This window comes from Chelativorans multitrophicus, assembly GCF_011317445.1.
Lineage (GTDB): Bacteria > Pseudomonadota > Alphaproteobacteria > Rhizobiales > Rhizobiaceae > Chelativorans > Chelativorans multitrophicus.
In genome coordinates, this window is the sequence record NZ_JAAAPL010000007.1 from 35,140 (window position 1) to 55,642 (window position 20,503).

Annotated in this window: 17 protein-coding genes, 4 pseudogenes and 1 riboswitch; of the genes and pseudogenes, 7 read left to right on the plus strand and 14 right to left on the minus strand. The window is 60.9% G+C overall.

The window, feature by feature from the left end:
- Positions 1-125: 125 nt before the first annotated feature.
- Together GNP00_RS23475 and GNP00_RS21285 are read right to left on the minus strand one after the other, a co-directional pair.
- Positions 126-419: pseudogene (locus tag GNP00_RS23475) on the minus strand (hypothetical protein); the annotation flags it as partial.
- 58 nt (positions 420-477) lie between these two features.
- The gene (locus GNP00_RS21285; protein WP_343034337.1) at positions 478-1,020 is read right to left on the minus strand and encodes a gamma-glutamyltransferase; all 543 of its coding nucleotides are present in this window, start codon (positions 1,018-1,020) and stop codon (positions 478-480) included.
- Between the two features lie 52 nt (positions 1,021-1,072).
- Here GNP00_RS21285 and GNP00_RS21290 point away from each other — a divergent pair.
- Positions 1,073-1,189, plus strand: a pseudogene (locus GNP00_RS21290) (NAD-binding protein); the annotation flags it as partial.
- A gap of 14 nt (positions 1,190-1,203) precedes the next feature.
- Here the strand turns inward: GNP00_RS21290 and GNP00_RS21295 are convergent.
- Positions 1,204-2,161 (minus strand): IS630 family transposase gene (locus GNP00_RS21295; RefSeq protein WP_085953079.1). Its coding sequence is split into 2 segments (ribosomal slippage): positions 1,204-1,818 and positions 1,820-2,161, totalling 957 coding nucleotides; the frame shifts between segments, so codons are not numbered across the junction.
- Positions 2,162-2,324: 163 nt separating this feature from the next.
- Here GNP00_RS21295 and GNP00_RS21300 point away from each other — a divergent pair.
- Together GNP00_RS21300 and GNP00_RS21305 are read left to right on the plus strand one after the other, a co-directional pair.
- Positions 2,325-2,960: an FAD-dependent oxidoreductase gene (locus tag GNP00_RS21300; RefSeq protein ID WP_011578715.1), complete on the plus strand. Its 636-nt coding sequence runs from the start codon at positions 2,325-2,327 to the stop codon at positions 2,958-2,960.
- A 218-nt stretch (positions 2,961-3,178) separates the two neighbouring features.
- The gene (locus GNP00_RS21305; RefSeq protein ID WP_166016279.1) at positions 3,179-3,394 is read left to right on the plus strand and encodes a hypothetical protein; all 216 of its coding nucleotides are present in this window, start codon (positions 3,179-3,181) and stop codon (positions 3,392-3,394) included.
- Between the two features lie 9 nt (positions 3,395-3,403).
- Here GNP00_RS21305 and GNP00_RS21310 read toward each other — a convergent pair whose 3' ends face one another.
- Positions 3,404-3,541, minus strand: a complete 138-nt coding sequence (locus GNP00_RS21310) for a hypothetical protein (protein ID WP_157037967.1) — start codon at positions 3,539-3,541, stop codon at positions 3,404-3,406.
- A gap of 54 nt (positions 3,542-3,595) precedes the next feature.
- Here GNP00_RS21310 and GNP00_RS23480 point away from each other — a divergent pair.
- Positions 3,596-3,685, plus strand: a pseudogene (locus GNP00_RS23480) (tyrosine-type recombinase/integrase); the annotation flags it as partial.
- Between the two features lie 93 nt (positions 3,686-3,778).
- Here the strand turns inward: GNP00_RS23480 and GNP00_RS21315 are convergent.
- From GNP00_RS21315 to GNP00_RS21345, 7 genes are all read right to left on the minus strand, one after another.
- Positions 3,779-4,657 carry a GntR family transcriptional regulator gene (locus GNP00_RS21315; protein WP_011578713.1) on the minus strand — a complete coding sequence of 293 codons (879 nt, stop codon included), beginning with the start codon at positions 4,655-4,657 and terminating at the stop codon, positions 3,779-3,781.
- A gap of 12 nt (positions 4,658-4,669) precedes the next feature.
- The gene (locus GNP00_RS21320) at positions 4,670-6,943 is read right to left on the minus strand and encodes a N,N-dimethylformamidase beta subunit family domain-containing protein (protein WP_166016281.1); all 2,274 of its coding nucleotides are present in this window, start codon (positions 6,941-6,943) and stop codon (positions 4,670-4,672) included.
- Between the two features lie 13 nt (positions 6,944-6,956).
- Complete coding sequence (locus GNP00_RS21325; protein WP_011578711.1) at positions 6,957-7,283, minus strand: N,N-dimethylformamidase alpha subunit family protein; 327 nt, start codon at positions 7,281-7,283, stop codon at positions 6,957-6,959.
- A gap of 65 nt (positions 7,284-7,348) precedes the next feature.
- Complete coding sequence (locus GNP00_RS21330) at positions 7,349-8,371, minus strand: ABC transporter substrate-binding protein (RefSeq protein WP_246259411.1); 1,023 nt, start codon at positions 8,369-8,371, stop codon at positions 7,349-7,351.
- Between the two features lie 36 nt (positions 8,372-8,407).
- Positions 8,408-9,250, minus strand: coding sequence for an ABC transporter permease (locus GNP00_RS21335; RefSeq protein WP_011578709.1), 843 nt, complete (start codon positions 9,248-9,250; stop codon positions 8,408-8,410).
- Complete coding sequence (locus GNP00_RS21340; protein ID WP_011578708.1) at positions 9,250-10,155, minus strand: ABC transporter permease; 906 nt, start codon at positions 10,153-10,155, stop codon at positions 9,250-9,252. Before GNP00_RS21340 ends, GNP00_RS21335 begins: the two co-directional genes overlap by 1 nt.
- 1 nt (position 10,156) lies before the next feature.
- On the minus strand, positions 10,157-11,260 hold the full coding sequence (locus tag GNP00_RS21345) for an ABC transporter ATP-binding protein (RefSeq protein WP_011578707.1): 1,104 nt from the start codon (positions 11,258-11,260) through the stop codon (positions 10,157-10,159).
- 94 nt (positions 11,261-11,354) lie between these two features.
- Between GNP00_RS21345 and GNP00_RS21350 the strand changes: the two genes are divergently transcribed.
- Complete coding sequence (locus GNP00_RS21350; RefSeq protein ID WP_011578706.1) at positions 11,355-12,473, plus strand: DmpA family aminopeptidase; 1,119 nt, start codon at positions 11,355-11,357, stop codon at positions 12,471-12,473.
- An 83-nt stretch (positions 12,474-12,556) separates the two neighbouring features.
- Here GNP00_RS21350 and GNP00_RS21355 read toward each other — a convergent pair whose 3' ends face one another.
- From GNP00_RS21355 to GNP00_RS21365, 3 genes are all read right to left on the minus strand, one after another.
- Positions 12,557-13,930: an aminotransferase gene (locus GNP00_RS21355; RefSeq protein ID WP_011578705.1), complete on the minus strand. Its 1,374-nt coding sequence runs from the start codon at positions 13,928-13,930 to the stop codon at positions 12,557-12,559.
- Positions 13,931-14,510: 580 nt separating this feature from the next.
- A complete protein-coding gene (locus GNP00_RS21360; RefSeq protein WP_011578704.1) occupies positions 14,511-17,492 on the minus strand; it encodes an NAD(P)-dependent oxidoreductase in 2,982 nt (993 codons plus the stop codon).
- A gap of 36 nt (positions 17,493-17,528) precedes the next feature.
- Entirely contained in the window at positions 17,529-18,053 is a 525-nt protein-coding gene (locus GNP00_RS21365; protein ID WP_011578703.1) for an aminomethyltransferase family protein, read from the minus strand.
- A 155-nt stretch (positions 18,054-18,208) separates the two neighbouring features.
- A riboswitch (glycine riboswitch) is annotated at positions 18,209-18,296 on the minus strand.
- A 1,026-nt stretch (positions 18,297-19,322) separates the two neighbouring features.
- Between GNP00_RS21365 and GNP00_RS21370 the strand changes: the two genes are divergently transcribed.
- Positions 19,323-19,766: a hypothetical protein gene (locus tag GNP00_RS21370; protein ID WP_011578702.1), complete on the plus strand. Its 444-nt coding sequence runs from the start codon at positions 19,323-19,325 to the stop codon at positions 19,764-19,766.
- Between the two features lie 106 nt (positions 19,767-19,872).
- Positions 19,873-20,087, plus strand: a pseudogene (locus GNP00_RS23955) (IS110 family transposase); the annotation flags it as partial.
- Positions 20,088-20,503: the final 416 nt, after the last annotated feature.

A 20,503-nucleotide genomic window follows, 5' to 3' on the forward strand; every position in this document is an offset into this window, starting at 1 on the left:
ACGCTTTAACATCAATGAGCGTTTTGCCCGCCGGAGGGAAGATTTCGACGAGATCGACGATGTTTGCGTCAAACTGCCTGACTGGCTTAGGCGCATCCTACCGTTCGAGCCCGGCTTGCGACGGTGCTCAGGTGGAGGACGGTCGGCTGAAGTGCGCAGAGGTAATCATCGAGCGGCAAAAGCGTGCTTGCGCAAGGCGACGATCGCATCCTCCTCGGGGAGAGCATCGTCGAGCACGGGGCTTTCCGTCCCGTCAGCAGGTCGACCACCGAGGTTCGCTTCTTCTATTCGACGACCGTCTTCTGATTGATCCCGTAGCGCTTTGATAACGCTCTCAGGCTCTATTGACTATTTTGCATCCCTCGACGGATCGCCTCTGTCCTCCGTCGTCGTGGCGTTCGAGTATAAAGCTCGGCCATAGCGCATGTCGACGATTGTGAATGCGTACCGATGTCCCACTCACCGGTCTACTCGATGCTAAGAACAACGCCGTCTGCCCGGGATCGACGTCGACGAATTTCGGATCGCCGATGAAGCGTCCGTTGTCGCGATCTTCATCGCCTCGCAGACGACGCGGATGTAATCGGTGCTGTTGTGGCCGAGCGCGCGCAGGTCGAAGTTCTCGAGGATGTTGAGCATCTGCACCAGCATCGCGCCGCCGCCGGGCGGAACGTTGGTCGATATGCGGTGGCCGCGATATTCGCCCCAGACCGGAGTGTTGATATCGGGCGCATAGGCAACAAGGTCATCGCGCGAAAGAAGGCCGCCATTAGCCTTCATGTCGGCGTCGATCTTCGCCGCGATGTCACGCTTGTAAAAGGCATCGGCACCGTTACCGGAAATCTCCTCGAGGGTGGCTGCTAGATCGGGATTGCGGACGCTGTCGCCCACCTTTTTCGGCGAGCCGTCCTCGCGACAATAGAGCTCCTGGGCGGCCGGTGTATGCCGAAGCCGCGCGTGATGCGACACCCTGCCCATACTGCCGTCGTCGGACCACCAGGCGGCGACGTGCGGCCGCACCGTCCAGCCTGATCTGGCCCAGTCGATAGCCGGGATGATGACGTCCCTCCAGATCTGGTCGCGCCTTGGCGCCAAGGTGACTGTCGTGGAGTACCTCGACCGTATCCTGCCCGGCATCGACGGCGAGCTTGCCAAGAACGCGCAGCGGATTCTTGCGCGGCAGGGCATTAGTGCGTCGGGCGTTTAGGATGCAACGCATTTTGCATCCTTGAAGTAGTTCCAGCATTCGGCGGGTGAGAACATGTCGCAGGCATCGCCGACGGCTTTCCATAGGTCGTCATATGTTCGCGCCTTGGCTTTTCTGAGCAGAGCCTTGAGCTTGGCGAATGCCTTTTCGATGGGATTGAGGTCGGGCGAGTAGCGCGGCAGGAACAACACCCATGCGCCACGGTCTCGGATCGCCTGTGCGGCTCTCGGACTTTTGTGAACGTTGAGATTGTCCCAAACCACCACATCGCCCGGCTGCAGCATCGGCGCCAGTTGGGTGCTCACATAGGTGTCGAAGGCCTCGCCATCGATGGCGCTCGCGATCACCCAGGGCGCCACCAGTTCGTGGCAGCGCAGTCCGGCAATGAAGGTCTGGGTGTTCCATTTGCCAAAGGGTGCATCGGCAACCAGCCGCTTGCCCTTCAGGCTGCGTCCCCTGAGTGGCGTCATGTTGGTTTTGACCGAGGTTTCATCGATGAACACCAGCCGCGCCGGCGCCGCCCTGATCGCCGGCAGGCGCTGCCCGGCCCACGCATCGCGCTCGGCCTTGACGTCAGCGCGTTCTCTCTCCGCCGCCAGCAGCGTTTTTTTTATAGCTATAGCCCGCCCTGCATAGGAATTTGGACAGGTTCGAAGGATCGGCCGCAATGCCGCGATCGACCAGCAGCGCCGCCGCAAGCTCCGGCATCGTGATGTCGGGCCGAGCTTCAACATGGCCGATGATGAAGTCGCGATGGTCGCCAAGCTTGCCGCTGCCCTCCGGCCGGCCGATCCGGGCCGCCGCGACCGAACCCGTCTCGTCATAACGCGCCTTCAGTCGGACCGCTGTCGAAGGCGCAACCCCAAAACGAGCCGCCGCCCCTCGCCGCGTGTTGCCGCCGTTCACATCCGCTACAATCCGCTCACGCAAATCCGCCGATAAAGGTCTGCCCATGATCCACCTCCGCAAACGGTGAATCACATTTCAATCCAAAGCGGAATCCCACAAAGCGGATTCGGCCTATGCGCCCGACGCTCTAGCTTCATGCTAAGCACGGCCGTCAAGGCGATCACCCGCGACGGCGACACGGCCAGCGTCGAGATCGAAAACGGCACCTTTGGGCGGCATCGAAACACTGGAAGTAGACGCCGTCCTCGTCGCCATTGGCAGGCGGCCCCACACTGCGGGCCTTGGGCTTGAGGCGCTGGGCGTCAGGCAGGATGCCAAGGGCTTTGTTGAGATCGACGCGCAGTTCCGCGCCAGCGTGCCCGGCATCCATGCCATCGGCGACGCCGTGCCCGGACCGATGCTCGCCCACAAGGCCGAGGAACACGCCATCGCCTGCATAGATGCGCTGGCTGGCAGGCCCAATGGCGCACCTGATTACGGTCTCGTGCCAGGCGTGATCTACACGGCACCCGAAATCGCCGGCGTGGGCCTCTCGGAAGACGATGCAAGTGCCACCGGGCGCGCCGTTCTCGTCGGAAAATCCAGCTTCCTGGCAAACGGGCGCGCCCGTGCGATCGGAGCCACCAACGACTTCGCCAAGGTCATCGCCTGCGCCGAAACAGGCAAACTTCTCGGCGCCCATATCCTGGGCCACGGCGCCGGCGAACTGCTGCAGGAACTCGTCCTGGCGCTTCGGCTCGGCGTGTCGCTGGGCGATGTCGCCGGCACATCGCATGCCCACCCCGGGATGGGTGAGGCGGTGAAGGAGGCATGCCTGGCAGCCCTTTCCAGCACCACGACCTGAGACGTCAGGCGGCCCCTTCCCGGCCTGACGGGATGGCCGTCTGACACATGCTCGAACAAGTGCGACAGCGATCTATTTCCTGCCTTGGAGACTCTTCATGACCTTGCCAGTTCGGTTGCGGCAAACGCCTCTGACACCGCTCAACGTTTTGAGGGTAAACGACGTGGACGATGCCACAGCGTGTATGGATGAAGCCGCCTATCTATAGCAATGGTGGAATGAGGACGCGCCATACGACTTTGCAAATCGCCGCCATATCGGCCCCCGCACGAATGGCAGAGATGCTAGAAACGATCGAAGCCGAAAGCCTTGATGCTTTCGTCGACGCAATCGTTCCCGCAGACATCCGGCAGACGCGCCCGCTTGCCTGGGGCAAGGCGCTATCCGAGCGCGGCGTTCTGGACTGGCGTCGTAGTCATGAACGTGTTCTCTAAGACAGCAGCTCACTGAGTGATTGAGGAGGCGAGCGTTGTGTCACTCGTGTCGGCGAAAGTCCGATAGCCGCCATATTCGTCGACCTGCAGAATTTCGGCAAAGCCTGCGAGATGAGCGATCGGTCGTTCCGGTCCAGTGCAAGACATAGGCAACGCCAAGCGGGTTGACATTGCCCCCTTCGATGTAATGCATGCATGCCGGTGGCGAAGTTTTCGCGCTACTTTGGCCGTTCGCCCGACCGGCTTTCTCTGGAAGACGTCCGCGGCTTCCAGATCCATCTGATCTCAACGCACTGACTGCCGGTTGGCCTTGATGACGTAACCCTTGTCGGCGACGGCCGCGTGCCGATCGACATTGGGGCCGAGGAGGTTTTAGATTATTCTTCAGCTTGTGAAGGCAGGCGGCGAAGCCTTCGCAGCTTTTAGATGACGGATCATCACCGACGCCGCTTTGTCGAGTTCGCGTGCATCCAATGCATCGAGGATTTCGAGATGCTCAGTGCAGGATGCGTTCAGGCGTCCCGAATCGATCAGCGATTCGTATTCCAGGAGCCGCCTCAGCTTGTTTTGTTGTGTGACCGCTTGCACCACATAAGGGTTGTGGGAGCATTCCGCGATGAACAGATGGAAATCCTCGTCCAGCCGGAAAAGTTCCGAGAGGTTTCGCGTGTGGGAATGTAGTACACGCTCGTGCTGAGCCCTGATCGCCGCGGCACCTGCAACGTCGTAGATGAAGGTGGACTGTAGGATCGCGCCTGGTTCTATCAGAAGCCGGAAGTCGTAGCTGGCATCGTTCGCCGCCTGCGAATTCAATGTCGGTTCGAACTGCCAACCATATCCCGGCATCCGCGTAATGATGCCTTCGTCTGAAAGCATGGAGAGCACTCGCGAAAGGGCAACCTTGCCGAGCCTGTAGCGCGAGAGGATGAAGCTTTCCGACACCTCGCGCGGGATCTGCCCTTCGAACCAGTCGCGCGCAATAAGATGCTTGATGCGCTTTTCATCTTCCTGTGGAACGGCGGCAAGCAGGCGCCGTGCGATCTTCGGATCGGCGATGACGCGCAATCCACGTCCTTCGCCCTTACCGGCCGCGCCAATGCCGACAAGTTGCGACAACGCTGCCCTCAGAGGACTGCGCGACACACCGAACATTTGCGCAAGCTCGACTTCGCGCAAGTGCGCGCCGGTTTCGAGCGCGCCGTCGGCAACCATCTTGAGCAGTTGCCGGGTTAGGCGCAATTGCAGGTCGCTCTTAGAGTCCAACAGCGCTCCTATTCACGATTCGGTCGATCGGGTCTCGACTGGCTGTCCATCCTCGCGGCCTCCCGGCATGCGAAAGCGATCGGGATTGTCGAAGCGCCGCAGCACATTGGCTGTAATATAGGCGATTTCGTTTTCATAGCCGTTCCAGGCCATCGAGCCCGCCCAGGCGATCGAGCCCGTGGAGAACACGGCGCCGCCGCCGGCCGTCTCGAAGAAGGTCAGGTCGGCGCGGATGATGTCGGCCTGCGTTCCCGACCAGTCGGGCGTCGGGTCCAGCAGATCCTCCGGCGTCATCAGGTAGATATCGGTATGGCGCGTCGAGGAGGCGAGCACCAGCGCATGCGCCGGCGTTCCCTGCGCGGCGTCCGCCCGGTCGACCTCCAGGCCCGCGGCACCGCCTCCCGCTAGGCCGAAATCGCCGATCTTCGCCGTCTTGGACAACCCCTCGAAGATGAAGGCGGCGCGAGGGTCGCGGGCCGCGGGCGACAGCACGTAAGGCTCGCAAATATCGAACCCCTGCGAGGTCATGCCCACGCCACACAGATGGTTCGGCGGGCGCCCGTTGCGCCGCCACAGGCCGCCATACTCGCCGGTGAAGGCGTGGTAGAACTGGCCGTGCCCCGGCTCCCAGGGTCGGATCCCCGCTTCGGAGCGGCGGCACTCCATGATGCCGGGCATATCCTCGCTGAAGCTGACGACCCAGTAGAAGCCGTTGCCGCCGAGATACATCAGCCGGCCGCCGCGGTCGGTGAAGCCCTGGAGCGCGGCGATCATGTTGCCGGTGTGGTATTCGGGATGGGTCCCGGTGAGGATCACATTGTATCGGCCGAGGAGCTGCAAGCCTTCGGCATGCAGGTCCTCGTCGGTGATAACGTCGTAGTGCTGCCCGATATGGTCCAGCCAGCCGAGGATGTGGGTGTCGGCGTTGAACTGCCAGACATTCGAACCGAAGCCGCCAAGGAAGGATCTCACCTTCGGCTGCAAGTCGACGATCGGCCGCAAGCGCGAGCTGTGGAAGACGCCGCTTTCGTCGTCATGCGTCTCGTACACCGAGAAGCCGATGCCCGGGTTGGCCTGGAGGAACATATGGTGGCGGTCGAGCTCGACCGCCCGGCCCATGCCGATCTCCGTTCCGGGAACATCCATGCCCAGCCGGTGGTTGGCATAGGCCAGATAGCTGCATGTCGGGAACAGGAAGGCGACGGTGTTGCCGCTTGCCTGCTCGCGCGGCGGCCTCAGCGCGAAGACGCAGTAATAGGCGGCCTCCTCGTCGCCGTCCGGCACCAGGCGCACGGCATAGACGCCGCTCCCGAGCCCCTCGGGCACTGTGAAGGTGAAATCCACCGTCCAGGCGGCATCGTACATGTCGGTCGAATGGAAATGGATGGCCGAATAGAGATCCGGACGCTTCTTCCAATCCAGATCCTGGCCCTTCCAGAGCCAGCCGGTCATGGCGCGCGCCGGCGCGTTGTGGATGCGGCCATGCAGTTGGAAGGGCGAGACGTCGCAGATCGTCTGCGTCGAGATCTTGCGCGAGAAGTCCCATGCCGCGCGCAAATTGCGCGTCCGCGACAGCCGCTCGAAATCGGCCAGCAGACGGCGAAGCGTGTCATGCGCCACCGCGGCCGAAAACAGCGCCGGGCGGTCGATCTTGCCGTCGAAGAACGTTCCCGGGCGACCGTTGGGGCCGCGGGTCGCGGCGATCAGGATCTCCGTGGCGCCACTGGGCGCCGCGGTCGCAGGGACCGAGATCGCCTCCAGCTGCCCGTCCTCGCCGGCCGCGTCGCTCTCGGCCGAGATGCTCAGCGTCAGCCGGCCGTCGCCGCCCGAATAGGCGAGGGAAAGCACATGCCACATGTTCCTGGTGACCCGCCCCGTGGTGGCGAGCCTGCGGCCCAGCGCCTCGGCGAAGACGTGCCCCTCGGCGTCGATCCCGATCCGCGCAAAGCCCGGCATGGCGATCACCGTGCGCTCGCGCTCGTCCAGCAGCGTCGGGCTTGCCACCGCCGCGAGGGTGAAGTCGTCGAGGTTCGACAACATCCCCCGCCCCGGCACGACGACGCAGGAGCCGGGGTAGAACCCCTTGGCCTCGGCCGGGCGCTCGCCGCCGAGATCCAGGGCGATCGCCTCGTCCTTGTAGCCGGGTCCTTGCGGGTTGGTGTCTCCTTGGATGATGCGGCGCAGGTCGGCGCGATAGGTGTGCGCGCCGAAGGAACCGGCCATGACGGCGAGGCGTTCCCCGGGTGCGACGGTCAGCTTGTCGAGATAGGCGACGATGGGCAGCATTGCGGACTGTCTCCTACGCGGCGTCGTCGGAGCCGAGGTCGAGCGGCCGGGCCGTCAGGTCCTTCCAGCGGCGCCGGAAGATGTCGCGCTCAGCCTCCAGCAGATCGGTGTAGACGACGTCCTCGACCATCTCGATCGCCGAACCGCGCTTGAGCGGCATCCTGCCGAGACGCCAGCGGGCGTGGCGCCGTTCCACCACCAGCACGTATTTGAAGGCCCAGTCGGCCCCCCGCATGCGGTTCAAGACGCGCTGCAGACCCGGGCTATGGTAGCCGATCGGCGAGGCGAGGAATTCGCGGGCGAATTGCAGGTCGTTGGCGCTGAGCTGATAGCGGCCCATGGCATGCTCCGATTGAAAAGGCCGGGACGCGGGCCTGCGCGCCCCGGCAAAGCCTCGGGAGAAGGTTAGTTCGTCTTGATCCTGTCCCATGCGCGGGTATAGAGGCGCAGATCCTTGCCCATATCCTCGAAGATCTGCAGCTTCGCGCGCACGTCCTGCGGCGGATTGATCGACGGATTGCTTTTCAGCTCCTCGGGCAGGAGGGCCACCGCCTCGGTGTTGACGACGCCGTTGGTCAGCCGCGCCGAGTTCTTGGCCGCAACCTCGGGCCGCAGCAGGAACTGCATGAACAGCTTGGCATTGTGCGGGTTCGGCGCGTTCGCCAGCAGGCAGACGTCCTCCTGGTACATGGTCGCGCCTTCCTCCGGGATGACGAACCCCAGCAGCTCGGGATTCTGCAGCGTGTTCAGGACGCCGCCGACATAGTAGTGCGAGGCCGCGGTGTCGCCGGCGGTCACCAGCGGGATCACGTCATAGCGGAAGGCGCCGATATTGGGCTTCTGCTCCATGATGAAGGCCTCGGCCTTGGCGATCTCGTCGGGATCGCGGGAGTTGACCGAGGCGCCGGTCATGATTAGTCCGACCCCCAGCGTCTCGCGCAGGTCGTCTAGCATGGTCACCTTGCCGGGATTATCCTTGGCGTATTCGAAGAACTGCTTCCACGACTTCAGCTCCGGAATATGCGTCTTGTTGTAGAGGATGCCCACCGACCCCCAGGCATAGGGCAGGCAGAAGTCGCCGTTCGGATCCTCGTGCGAGCGCAGGGCCGCCTTGTCGATGGCGTCCCACCCCGGCAACTGGTTGGGATGCGCCGGCTGCAACAGGCCGAGCTGCTGCATGATGTCGTGCATGTGCACCGAGGGCCAGACGAGGTCATATCCAGAGGCGCCCGCCTGGATGCGGGCCAGCATCTCCTCGTTGGTGGAATAGGTGTCCAGCGTTACATCGACGCCGAATTCCTTGCTGAAATCGTCGATGATCTCCGGGTTGATATATTCGCCCCAGTTGTAGAGCGCGAGCTTGCCCTCGGCTGAGGCCAAGTGCCCCGACAGCATCAGGATTGCTGCCGCGCCCGCGATCCGGGTCAATAGTCGTTTCATGTCGCATACTCCCCTTTGTTGTTTTCAAGACTTGCGATTGCGCAGCAGCATGCCGACGGTCGCCACCGCGAAAGAGAACAGGATGATCACGACTGCGAGCGCGGTGATCTGCGGCCGCAGGCCCCTGCGCATCATCGCCAGGATGAGCAGCGGCAGCGTCTGCGAGCCGACGCCGGCAATGAAATAGGTGATGACCACGTCGTCCAGCGAGATGATGAAGGCCAGCAGGAATCCACCCAGCACGCCCGGCATGATGAGCGGCAGCGTCACGCGGCGGAAGGTGGTCAAGGCCCCTGCCCCGAGATCGGCGGAGGCCTGTTCGAGCGTGGTGTCCATGCCTGCGAGCCGGCTCGACACCACGACGAAGACGTAGCTGGACAGGAAGGTGACGTGGCCGATGACGATGGTCAGCAAGCTGAGATGAAAGCCGGCGCCGACGAAGAAGATCAGCAGCGCAATGCCCAAGACGATGTCGGGCACGAGCATCGGCAGGAGCAGAAGCGCCTGGTAGAAGCGCTTGCCGGCGAATCTGTAGCGGGCCAGGGCGACGGCGGTCGCCGTGCCGATGAGGGTCGATATGCTGGCCGCGGTGGTCGCCACCAGGAAGCTGTTCTTCACGACCTCGAAGATGCGCTCCGGGCTCTCGGTAAAGGCAACATCGAAAGTGCCTTCGACGCCGGCGCCGCCGAAGATGGTCGCGTACCAGTCCAACGTGAAGCCGGTCCAGACCGCCATGTTGATCGGATTGGCGTTGAAGGAATAGACGACGATCAAGGCCAGCGGCATGTAGAGGAAAGCGAGGAACAGGAACCCGTAGCTGTTGAACAGCGCCGACCAGAGCTTTCCCGGCCTGAACCCGCGAAACATCAGACTGCTCCCCTCGCTTGTGCCCTAGCGGTCCGGGTGAACTGGATCATCAGCACCAGGACGACCGAGGCCATGATGAGCAGCGCCAGCGCCGCCCCGAACGGCCAGTCGCGCGATTGCAGGAACGATCGTTCGATGAGGTTGCCAGTCATCTGCACCTTCGAGCCGCCGAGGAAGGCGGGCACGATGAAATTGCCGAGGGCCGGGATGAAGACGATGACCGATCCGCCGGCGATGCCGGGCGCCGTCAGCGGCAGGATGACACGCAGGAAAGTCTGCAGCGGCGTCGCGCCGAGATCCTGCGAGGCCCTGATCAGCGAATAGTCGAGCTTTTCGACATTCGCATAGATCGGCAGGAACATGAACGGCGTGAAGATGTAGACCATGCCCACGATCACCGCGAAATTGGAGAACAGCATGTCCAGCGGTTGCGCGATCAGCCCCGCGCTCTGGAGCAGCGTGTTGATGAAGCCGGTCGGGCGCAGCAGCAGCAGCCAGGCATAGATGCGCACCAGCAGGTTCGCGAAGAAGGGCAGCATGATCAGGAAGAGGACGAAGGTCTTGCGCCGTTCGCTCATCCGGCTCACCCAGAAGGCTGCCGGGTAGCAGATCAGCAGCGAGAACAGCACGGTGAGGCAGGCGACCTTCAGCGAGCCCAGAAAGATCGACAGGTAGATCGGATCGAATTCCTCGTAGTCGTTCAGCGGCCAGCCGAGGATGCGCCCGTAATTGTACGGATACCAGTTCCATTCGACGCCGCCGTAGAGGCCGGGCTCGAGGAAGCTGTAGACGACCATGATGCCGAGCGGGATCAGGAAGAATACGCCCAGCATCAGCGTGATCGGCGCCAGCAGCAGGAGGAGCGCGCGCCGCCTGCGGGACCTGACGGTGTCGCCGGCGATCATCTCAGGCTCCCGCGGCCGCGATGAGGTGCGCGGCCGCCGGCGCGTAGGCGATGCGCACGGCGGCTCCGGCGGCGATGCCCGGCTCGTCGTCGGCCCGGTCGTGGCGGTGATGGGCCGTCACGGTGCGCCCGAAGCCCACGTCGACATGGATGTGCATGACGGACCCGACGAAGACCGTGTCCTTCACCGTGCCTTCCAGCACGCAGCCCGGCTCTCCCTGCCCCGGGCCGACGATGTGCAGGTACTCCGGCCGCAGCACCAGCTTGACGCTGTCGCCGACGGCGAAACGATCATCCTGCGAGGCCAGCCTGCGACCGTTCGCAGTCTCCACGACGACACGCTCGCGCTCACGCGAGACGACCTTTCCGGCAAACAGGTTCGAGGTGCCGACGAAGTTCGCCACAAACTCGTTGGCGGGCGCATCGTAGATCTCGACGGGACTGCCGATCTGCTGCAACCTGCCTTGGGACAGAACGGCAATCCGGTCCGACATCGCCAGCGCTTCCTCCTGGTCGTGGGTGACGAAGATGAAGGTGATGCCGACGGAATGCTGGAGGTTCTTCAATTCCATCTGCATGGCCTCGCGCATCTTGCGGTCGAGCGCCGAGAGCGGCTCGTCCAGCAGGAGGACGCTCGGCTTCAGCACCAGCGAGCGCGCGAGCGCGACACGCTGCTGCTGACCGCCCGACAACTGGCTGGGACGGCGGTTCCCGAAGCCGGAGAGCCTCACCATCTCCAGCGCCTCGTCGACGCGCCGGTTGCGCTCCGGCTTCTTGACGCAGGCCACGTCGAGCCCGTAGCCGACGTTCTGCGTGATCGTCATGTGCGGGAAAAGGGCATAGTTCTGGAACACGGTGTTGAAGGGGCGCCGGTGCGCCGGCACCGCCCTCAGGCTCCGCCCGTGGAGGATGAGGTCGCCGCCGTCCAGGTCCTCGAAGCCCGCGATGCATTTCAAAAGCGTAGTCTTGCCGCAGCCCGAGGGTCCGAGCAGGGTCAGGAACTCGTTGTTGCGGACGTTGATCGTGACATCATCCAGCGCGCGCACCGATGTGCCTTCCGGCGTGCCGTAGGCCTTATGCACGGAAGCAATCTGCAAAAAGTCCATTCAGCACCCTCTGGAGACTCTTATTGTTTTTATGGACGTAAAAATACATACTTTGGCCACCAGGACAAACATATTCTTCGCCACGGAGGCGGGAATGACAAAAGGCCGGATGGAAGGGACGGGCGATCGGAGGGCGAAGGGACGGGCGCGGGAATTGGGCTGGCGCCTGCCCGGGACGACCGGACACGACAATGCGATCACCGATGTCGCGGGCGTGTGCGTCGGTCTGGTAACGCTGAACGAGCCGGAGGGGCGCATCCGCACCGGGGTGACTGCGATCCTGCCTTTCGGGCACGAGCGCGAACCGCGCATCGCGCATGCCGGCATCTACGTCCTCAACGGAAACGGCGAGATGACGGGCGCGCACTGGATTCGCGATGCCGGCTATTTCCTCGGGCCGGTGTGCATCACCAACACCCACAGCGTCGGTATTGCCCATCACGCCGCGGTCAAATGGATGATCGCACAGTATGAGGAGGCGTTCCGCGACCATCATCTGTGGGCCATGCCGGTGATCGCCGAGACCTATGACGGCGTCCTCAACGACATCAACGGCCAGCATGTGCGCGAGGAGCACGTTCTCGCCGCGCTCGACGGCGCCCGGCCCGGCCCCGTCGCCGAAGGCAACACCGGCGGCGGCACCGGGATGATCTGCTACGAGTTCAAGGGCGGCACGGGCACGTCCTCTCGCCGCGTTGAGCTGGGAGGCGCTCACTACACGTTCGGCGTGCTCGTGCAGGCCAATCACGGCCGCCGCGACTGGCTGACGGTGCTGGGCGAATCCGTAGGCAGGCAGTTGGACGATCATCGGCTGCTGGACCGCGAGCGCGGCTCGATCATCGTGGTGATCGCCACGGACGCGCCCTTGCGGCCGGGCCAGCTCGACCGGCTGGCGCGGCGCGGCGCCATCGGCATCGGCCGTTCCGGCACGCCGGGCGGCAACAGCTCAGGCGACATCTTCCTGGCCTTCAGCACCGCCAATGCCCGCCCGCTTCCCCAGTTCGACGCCCCCCTGCAAGGCTTCACCCACCTCAACGACGAGATCCTCGACCCCGCCTACGAGGCGGCGGTCGAGGCGACCGACGAGGCGATCCTGAACGCGATGCTGGCGGCCGAGGACACGACCACGCTCAAGCCGCCGGGCCTGACCTGCAAGGCGCTCGATGCAGCGGCCGTGACGGACATCCTGCGCCGGGCAGGAAAGAGCGGCTAGAGCATTTTGCAGCCGGACGGAATCGTCTGACGTTGCACAAATGCGGCTAAAACAAATCGATAGAGCGTCCGCCGGCGGCGCGATCAGAGGCCGACGTCGGCGAAGACCTCCGCCATCGTATCCTCGAGGATGTCGAATATCTCGCCGATCTGGCCCTCGGTGATGATGAAGGGGGGCCCGAGCACGATCGCCTGGCCGAGCGGGCGGCAGATCAATCCCTTTTCGAGGGCCTTGTTGGCGATGCGCTCCGGGATCCGGAGCGCCCCGTCCAGCGGGGCCTTGCTGTTCTTGTCGGCGACCAGCTCGACCGCCCCCATCAGGCCGACGCCGCGCGCTTCGCCGGCATGGTCGTGCCTGGCCAGCCGGTCCAATCCCGCGAGGAAGCGCGGGCTAACGCGGCGCACATTGTCGAGCAGGCCCTCCGTCTCGATCACCTCCAGCGCCTTCAGCGCGATCGCGCTGCCGAGCGGGTTGCCGCCGGACGTGAAGCCATGCGGGAATTCCTCGGCCGCCTCGCAGGCGCGCGTCAGCGCGTCGGCGAGTTCCGGCCCGAGGATGATCGCGCCCATCGGGAAATAGCCAGCGGTGATGCATTTGGAGGCGACGATGGCATCGGGCTCGACATTGTACTTGTCGCCGCCCCACATCTCGCCGGTGCGGCCGAAACCGGTGATCACCTCGTCGGCGATGAGCGGAATGCCGTATTTGCGCAGGATGGGCCTGATCGCCTCGAAATAGCCCCTAGATGGCGGGATGACCCCGCCCGCCCCCTGCACGGGTTCGGCGAACATGCCGGCGATGGTGTCCGGCCCTTCCTTGATAATCAGCTCTTCCAGCTTGCGGGCGAGGCGTTGCGAAAACGCGGCCTCGCTCTCGCCGGGCTCTCCGTAGCGCCAGTGGTGGGGGCAGTCGGCATGCAGGAAGCCGGGCAGCGGCAGGCCGAATTCCGCATTGTAGGTCTTGCCCGTCATCGACGCCGTGGCGACCGTCACACCATGGTAGGCGTTGACGCGGGTGATTATCTTGCGGCGCTGCGGCTGGCCGTTGCGACGGTGCAGCAGCCACAACATCTTGACGACCGTGTCGTTCGCCTCGGAGCCAGAATTGGTGTAGTAGACGCGGCCGCTCGGGAAGGGCGAAATTTCGATGAGCTTTTCGGAGAGCGCCACCGTCGTATCCGCGATCCTGCCGAAAAAGGCATGATAGCCCGGAAACCTGCGGGCCTGGTCGCAGATCGCCTCGATCAGCCCCTTGTGATTGAAGCCGGCGACATTGTTCCAGAGGCCGGAATTGGCATCCATGTAGCTCTTGCCATGGACGTCGAAGACATGAATCCCTTCGCCATGGGTCAGCACGACCGGTCCGTTCTGATTTAGTGTTTCAAGATCCGTGAACCCATGGAAAACGTTTTCCTGGTCGCGCTGCTCCCAAGAATTCTTGGCGCGGTGATACAACATCTCTGTCTCCCAATGTTTTTTTCGACGTAAAAAGACACTCACACAACGATGAAATTTGGTCAAGCGGTGTGAGTGGATGCGCCTCTTTATACCAGATGGACGGCGCTTCACCTGCTCGCAGCTACATGGCTGCTAATCGATATGGCCGACGCAGCGCAGAGGCGTCGAACGACCGTCAGTCCCCGGTGCATGGCGGCACTGTAATTCAGATATTGAGTGCCGTTCCGGTCTAAACCTGGCTATGGACGCAAAGGTGCGAAAATAGATGGATCGAAGAACCGGTTTTTGTGGGTCTGACAGCGGGGCTTTGACGACGTTCTTGCACGGGGAAAAGTCCTGAATGAGATTGATGCCGCCCCGACGCTGATTTCAGGCTTCTCTGATGCGCTCCAGGTAGATGAGGCGGCGGATGTTGTTAGACGAGGTTGGCCATGCCGATCTTCAAGATGCACACGCTCATGCCGCCGTTTGTCCGATAACCCCACACATCAGATACCGCCCCGGCGCTGCTCGTACGGGCACTCCATATATTTGCCGGGTGTCGATTTGAACGTCACTGTTACGTTCGCCACACCACATATTAGTATGAAGCAGTCGCCGGAGCATAGAGCCCGGCTTCCTCTATAATGCGCCGATGAAGAAGCATGTCGCGAATAAGTTCTGCATGGTATCGTTTGACGATCTCTTCCCTTCGTTTTCGGTCAGCCGTTGCTTCAATACCTCCGATCACGGATGCAATTCGCTCAGATAAACGACGCAGTTCTTTCAGAATCACGGACTGATCTGCAAATGCCAAAAACGATTCTGGGGTTGATCTACCTACGCCGGTCGGCAAACTTGTTCCGAGATTGACGTATCCTTCCGGAAGCGAACCTTTCACATTTCTCACCGCTTTGAACTGTATGACGTCAAAGATCTGATCGACCGCCTGCTTTGCACCCGCGACACGGGTCGGATGATCGGTATCCGCGGCGACGTGCGGAAGCAATTCGAGTTTTTGGGGGAACTGCTCATTCAATGCTAGATAAGGTAGTAACGGCCCACTTAGGGCGCCGCTTTCCGCGTCACTGAAAATGTCTGCATCGATTGCAGCATATCGGACCTTACCAGATTGCAAGGCCTCCTTGAGGGCGCATACGTCGACAAGCTCGCCTCGGTCGAAGTTGATCAGAATAGCGCCGTGCGCCAATGCATCTAACAACTCGGAACTGATCAGGCCGGCATTGCTAAATTTACCGCTCGCCTTGTTCAGCCTACCCAGTCCAACATGCACTGAAAGAACATTAGCGCCCAAGGCAGCGTCCATCGGACTGGCAAAATACTCGTAGCCCCCGGCTTCAATCCATGCCTTATGATGCTCTCGTGCATAGACGCGTACATGCATTCCAAAAGCCTTTGCAAGCTTGGCAACCTCGCGTCCAATGTTGCCATAGCCGAGAACGGTAAACTTTTGTCCTTCCAGCTTCGAGGTCGGAAAGTCCTTCAGATCTCTACCGGTATCGAACTTTCCTGCAATCGACCGCTGATGCAATTCGTTTACAGGAAGATCAGGAACAACCTTAATGAGCGCCTTCATCGCCATTTGGGCTGTAGCCCGACTGTTTATACCGGGAGTATTCATGAGCGGGGCGTTGCCACCGTCGCCATCCGGGCCACCCCAAGAATCCGAGAGCATGTTCCCGGTTCCTGTACCGATGCGGACGCCGCCGAGTGGGAATAAGGACTGTTTAGGGATGAAGGTAGCCGCCGTAATAAGCGCATCATATTCTCCTTTTGCAGTGCATGCGAGGAGTTCGGTCTCCGTACTCAAGCTTGGCTGATAGAAGAAATGAATCTTGCCTTTCTCTAATTCCTGATTTCCTTCAATTGGACCGCAATGGAATACGCCCCCCTTACTTTGAATGTGTTCCTCCACTTCGCTGTGATCCGGAGCACCGTGATCGTCGAGGCGCAGTCCAATCAAGTCAGACACCAGAACCGTGTATGCCCGATCGGGATCATCCTTCCGGAGAGGGCCACTATCGACCGCTTTAAGTTCGCAGGTTTCGCCTTGACTGGCCAGCTCCTCCTCAAGCACCGATATCTTGGCTCGGCGGTAGGCATATTCCAGGTTCTCCAGAAGCAGGTGAAGATCTTCCGGGTCGCGGATGCCACCTACCCAAGCGCGGTAGTCGCCGGGCATGCCGGGAAAAGCATTCACATATCGAGCAGCGTCCAGCCCCTCTTCGAAGTCGCCGTTTACGTGCGTTATGCCTTCATAACCCAGGAGTTGTTTGGACCGGGCTATGATGCGGGCATGAACCTCCTTGTCGCAGATATCCGGATCCTCGACTTTCAAAAGCATCACGGCGGCACCGCGCCGCTCGGCTTCGGTGACAGTGAATTTCAGGAGAGACGAGCGTTTAATCCAGTCCGAAATAACTCGCCGATTTTGAACAGAACGGCGGTTCAAATCGCTAACAGAACCTACGCGGCGAGCAGCCTGCAGCAAACCGAACGTCGTTTCGGCAAAGGCTAACGCACTATACGTGTTGATCACGCCGCCGAGCATTCTGTCCTGATTTGCGTCGTAAAAGGGTCCGATGGCCACAGACCGCTTGCCGGTTAAAGGCGTTTTTGGATCGACAGAAGGTGCAAGCTTGAGCTGCCGGGGTATTGCCCAAGCAGGATCGTTCTGGTTGCTTTCGATGAGCCTCAGTGCTTCCGGCGTAAGAGAGATAACAAAATAGCCCGAGATGCCGCCGATCGCCTTTTGAAATGGCATGAACAAGCAGCACTTTGTGACAACTTGCCGGACGAACTCTTCCCCCCACGGCATAGCACCCAACATCGACGTGGCATCGAAAATCACGTGACGGCTTTCCGGATCGCGATCCAACCAAGTCACAAGCTCCTTGATCTCGGCCTGTGTATAGGAGTTGGCACCAGTGGTCTCATGGCCGACCCCGATAAACAAGCTGATGCCCAACGCTTCCAACTGATCCGCCGTTGGAATAGTGCCGTCAGTATCAGCGAAGTGAAGCCGATCCACGTCACCATTCTTTACAAATTTTTGCATCTCAATTAGCTGTGTCGCCCAGGATTGACGAAAGAACCCAGCGCTGACGGCCTTCGACGATTCAGGTCTTGGCGTGTCCACGTAAACCTGCTGCTTTAACTGGTTGGGATTCATGAGATGCATGATGGCAACGGTAAAGCCGCTGTGGCCGCCGCCTAGGCCGACCGCCATCAGATTCTGTGACGGGAACTCGAAATACTGATGTATTGACCTCATCATATCCTTCAGAATTTTATCAGCTGGATAACCTCGATGCATGCTGCGCGCTATTTCGGCCGTGGTGAACGGACCAATATCGTTGCCCTTATCGTCGACCTTTCGATAGTTCATTTCGAGCCATCTATCGAACTCGACCCGGCGTTGCCTGCTATGAACCTCATCGAGCGTAGCGTCAGTGATGGGACCGACGCCGAAAAACGGATTTGACGGCGCTTTGGGAGGGCCTGGACGGGTCAGATTTCTTTCTTTGTCGAGTTGGTCCCTCAATGTCGAAGTCGTCGCCATGGTATATTATTCCTCGTGCCTAAAGTTGCTTAGCTTTTAATACTTAAGGTCAAACTGCCGATGATCGATCTGCCAGAAGAAGAAGCGATCACTATTGTCATGGCGACGTTGGGAGAGAAGGACTGAGTCCAACCACGTCCTAATGAGACCACCCTGAAGGGGTATGACGTTGCCTTCTTCCGGCAGACTGATCTTAGTTCCTGCCTCTGCGCCCCGAATGGCGATGAGAACCCGATCGAGCGGACTGACGCTAAGGTCAAGCCCTTTGGCAAGCTTGCTCAGATGTGCCTCGTCCTGTGCCGCACAACCCGGATCGGACACCAGCATGAAGTGATCGGCACGAAGGCGGATGACAGCCATGTCATTAAGACGACTGGCATTGTCATTGAATTGACAAAAATGCGATGGCGGCGCCATCGAATCGAATGGGCAGGCGCTGTGGAGATCAACGCTCGCCGGACAAGTGAGCGGCACGGGCCAGCCGATAAAGGCGACGAAACAGACCCCTGACTGCTGATGCAGATCTTGCAGTACTGAGTGGTTCGTTTCTTCGCCTGCCATAACTTCTCCAGAAAAGCACGAAGCCGGCCGCACCGTGCAGCCATTCCGTGCCCCTCTGTCTGAAGCCTGAGAGACTCGCGCTGCCGGATAGGGCTCCGATAGCACTTACACCTTCGGCGCGGGATCTTTGACAGGCCCCGTCTTTCCAGAGTGTCGCCCTGCTTACGGTTCTTTTGCCTGAGAGATTTTGGGCGTATTCCCCTTCGGCGGCAGCCGTGCGCTGCTCTCTCCCGCAACCAGTTGAGGCCATTTAACCTCGCCGACGGAGAAATGCATAACCTACTCGCTGCAACTTGTCACCTGCACGCGACACCGCGGCTCACGATTATTGTTAGCCTCTTAGATCGTGTCGCTGTGTTCTGGCCCGATCACGTCAGCTTTCGACCTCCAAAGCCTGCCAAGTTGCTCGACAGTTTGTTAGCCGCGGAGTTGCCACGTACTAGGTACTGCCGCCACAATCTCGAAACGTTTCGGCTCCTCGGCTACCAATTCAATGTGCATCCCTGAGCTGATTTCGTCCAACAGTGGCCTCAGGCCGCATTGCGAGGCGTGGACAATGCCAACCCGCTGCTAGAGCTGATCAGGGTAATATTCCGGCTCGATAGGTCAGATTGACCCATTCCAACAGCTTGCGCACTCCAGCCTCGCGCCTGCAACTTGATCTGCCCGATAGCAATGTTCTTCTCGACCGAGGATGCGGAAAACCAAACCGACCTTGTGCCGCAGGCGGTCTATATCGACGCCCGGTCCCGAGACATCGCAACCCACAGCGCGTTCAGACAGTACAATAGCATACTTTTCTCCGATCGCTTCGCCCCCGGTCATCGCGGACAAAGCGAGAATCCGTTAGGTTCTGTTTGCAATCTTCGACAACACCCCCCGTTATGGCCCTGCAGCACCTTGGTGGTTGAGACACGTAAAACGAAGGATCGGGCACTGCTTCGCTGCTCCGACATCGGTCCGGGCCTTTCCCGCCGTCTCGGAAGAGCGGTCTTTTGAGCGGTTCTGGCGCTGCGATGACACACGCGCGCGCCAGCGGCGGTTCCGGCCTCAGCCTGCCGGTCGTTATCCGTCTCCGATCTTTTCATCAGAGTACTATCGAGGCGGGAGCGGGCATTGCCAGCCTATCAGGTCAGGATCGCCTATCGGACGCCGCACCGGCGCTCTCCGTGCTTGAGAACTTTGCGCTAGCGCAAAGAACGAGCCGTTTCAGCACCTTATTATCAATATGGAAGTCCGTTCGTTTGAGAAACCGGGAGGGCGCGTCACATGAGCAGCAACCTGATCAAAAACACCCTCGGTGCGTGCCGGTCCGCAATCGCCATTTTCAAAGACCGCAGGCGGAGCAAGGCAGCGAGAAGGGATTTCTGGGCGCTTGGCATGGAGGAATGCACAGGCAGGTTGAACGCCCTCGGCATGTCGCCCAGCGAATTTGACAACGCCATGCACCTGCCCTGTGCCGCGCAGGATCTCCTCACGCTGGCGATGCGTTCAGTTGGAATCGATCCTAACAGCTTTCATACGCTGGAGTTCGCGTATGGCCGCTTCATGTACCGAACCTGCATCACATGTCCCCATCGCCGCAGATGTCACAGCCATCTAGAGGCCTTCGATTTCGAGGATCGCTATCGAGAGTTCTGCCCGAACAAGGATAATTTTTCGGAGCTACTCAGGCAACGGATGCAGTCTCAGGTCGGCTGTAAACTTTCATGATTGAACGCGGAAGCTCTGCAGCGGACGGCATTAGGAAATGTTCGATGATCTGTCGGCTGCTCGCGCTGCCCGTCACTTCCAAAGCGGCCGGAGTTCGTAAGACCATATGTCCGCATCTGTCGGTGAGGTGGCTCGCCCTACACTGCGCGTCCGAGGGTTGCTCGGGCGGGCCGAGCCGATCCTCATCACAGGAGGACGAGCCGTGGCAGATTATAAAAAGAAGCATTTATCGGAATCGATGTCACGAAGCTGAGGCACGCCATCGCGATTGCCGATTCCCGTCGGGATGGAGAAGTTCACTTCTTCGGCGAGGTAGACGCGCAACGGATCACCGACACGTTCGATTGTGTATTCGGTCGTGTCCTGCAGGATAAGGATTGGGCCTTCGCGCGCCGCAGTGGCGGCGAAATGACAGGCGAGAATACTATGTTCGGTCACCTAGGTTGTCAAAGAACCGGTAGGCGGCCTAGGTCGCTGCCCAGTCGCCGCAACCTGCGGGGATCGGCCTTGCCCGGCGCAGCTTACATCTGATCCAGCAACCGTCGCAGTCGACGGGCAAGGCGCTTATTATCATGAAGACCGGCCGCAGAAAGTTCTTCCTCCTGCCAAGCGGCTTCGCTGCTCCTGGATCTGCTTCGCATCCATGACGCCCCGTGATTCGGCGTCACGGACAGAATCACGGCAGACTCAAACGAGGCAACAGCGCATGCCAACGATGTGGGTAATTGAAAGTTTCG

Bases quoted from the DNA above. Each gene is read 5' to 3' on its own strand.
- GNP00_RS21335 (WP_011578709.1), bottom strand. From the start codon at position 9,250: ATGTTTCGCGGGTTCAGGCCGGGAAAGCTCTGGTCGGCGCTGTTCAAC.
- GNP00_RS21370 (WP_011578702.1), top strand. From the start codon at position 19,323: ATGAGCAGCAACCTGATCAAAAACACCCTCGGTGCGTGCCGGTCCGCA.
- GNP00_RS21340 (WP_011578708.1), bottom strand. From the start codon at position 10,155: ATGATCGCCGGCGACACCGTCAGGTCCCGCAGGCGGCGCGCGCTCCTC.
- GNP00_RS21345 (WP_011578707.1), bottom strand. From the start codon at position 11,260: ATGGACTTTTTGCAGATTGCTTCCGTGCATAAGGCCTACGGCACGCCG.
- GNP00_RS21310 (WP_157037967.1), bottom strand. From the start codon at position 3,541: ATGTCTTGCACTGGACCGGAACGACCGATCGCTCATCTCGCAGGCTTT.
- GNP00_RS21350 (WP_011578706.1), top strand. From the start codon at position 11,355: ATGACAAAAGGCCGGATGGAAGGGACGGGCGATCGGAGGGCGAAGGGA.
- GNP00_RS21360 (WP_011578704.1), bottom strand. From the start codon at position 17,492: ATGGCGACGACTTCGACATTGAGGGACCAACTCGACAAAGAAAGAAAT.
- GNP00_RS21320 (WP_166016281.1), bottom strand. From the start codon at position 6,943: ATGCTGCCCATCGTCGCCTATCTCGACAAGCTGACCGTCGCACCCGGG.
- GNP00_RS21325 (WP_011578711.1), bottom strand. From the start codon at position 7,283: ATGGGCCGCTATCAGCTCAGCGCCAACGACCTGCAATTCGCCCGCGAA.
- GNP00_RS21365 (WP_011578703.1), bottom strand. From the start codon at position 18,053: ATGGCAGGCGAAGAAACGAACCACTCAGTACTGCAAGATCTGCATCAG.
- GNP00_RS21305 (WP_166016279.1), top strand. From the start codon at position 3,179: ATGAGGACGCGCCATACGACTTTGCAAATCGCCGCCATATCGGCCCCC.
- GNP00_RS21355 (WP_011578705.1), bottom strand. From the start codon at position 13,930: ATGTTGTATCACCGCGCCAAGAATTCTTGGGAGCAGCGCGACCAGGAA.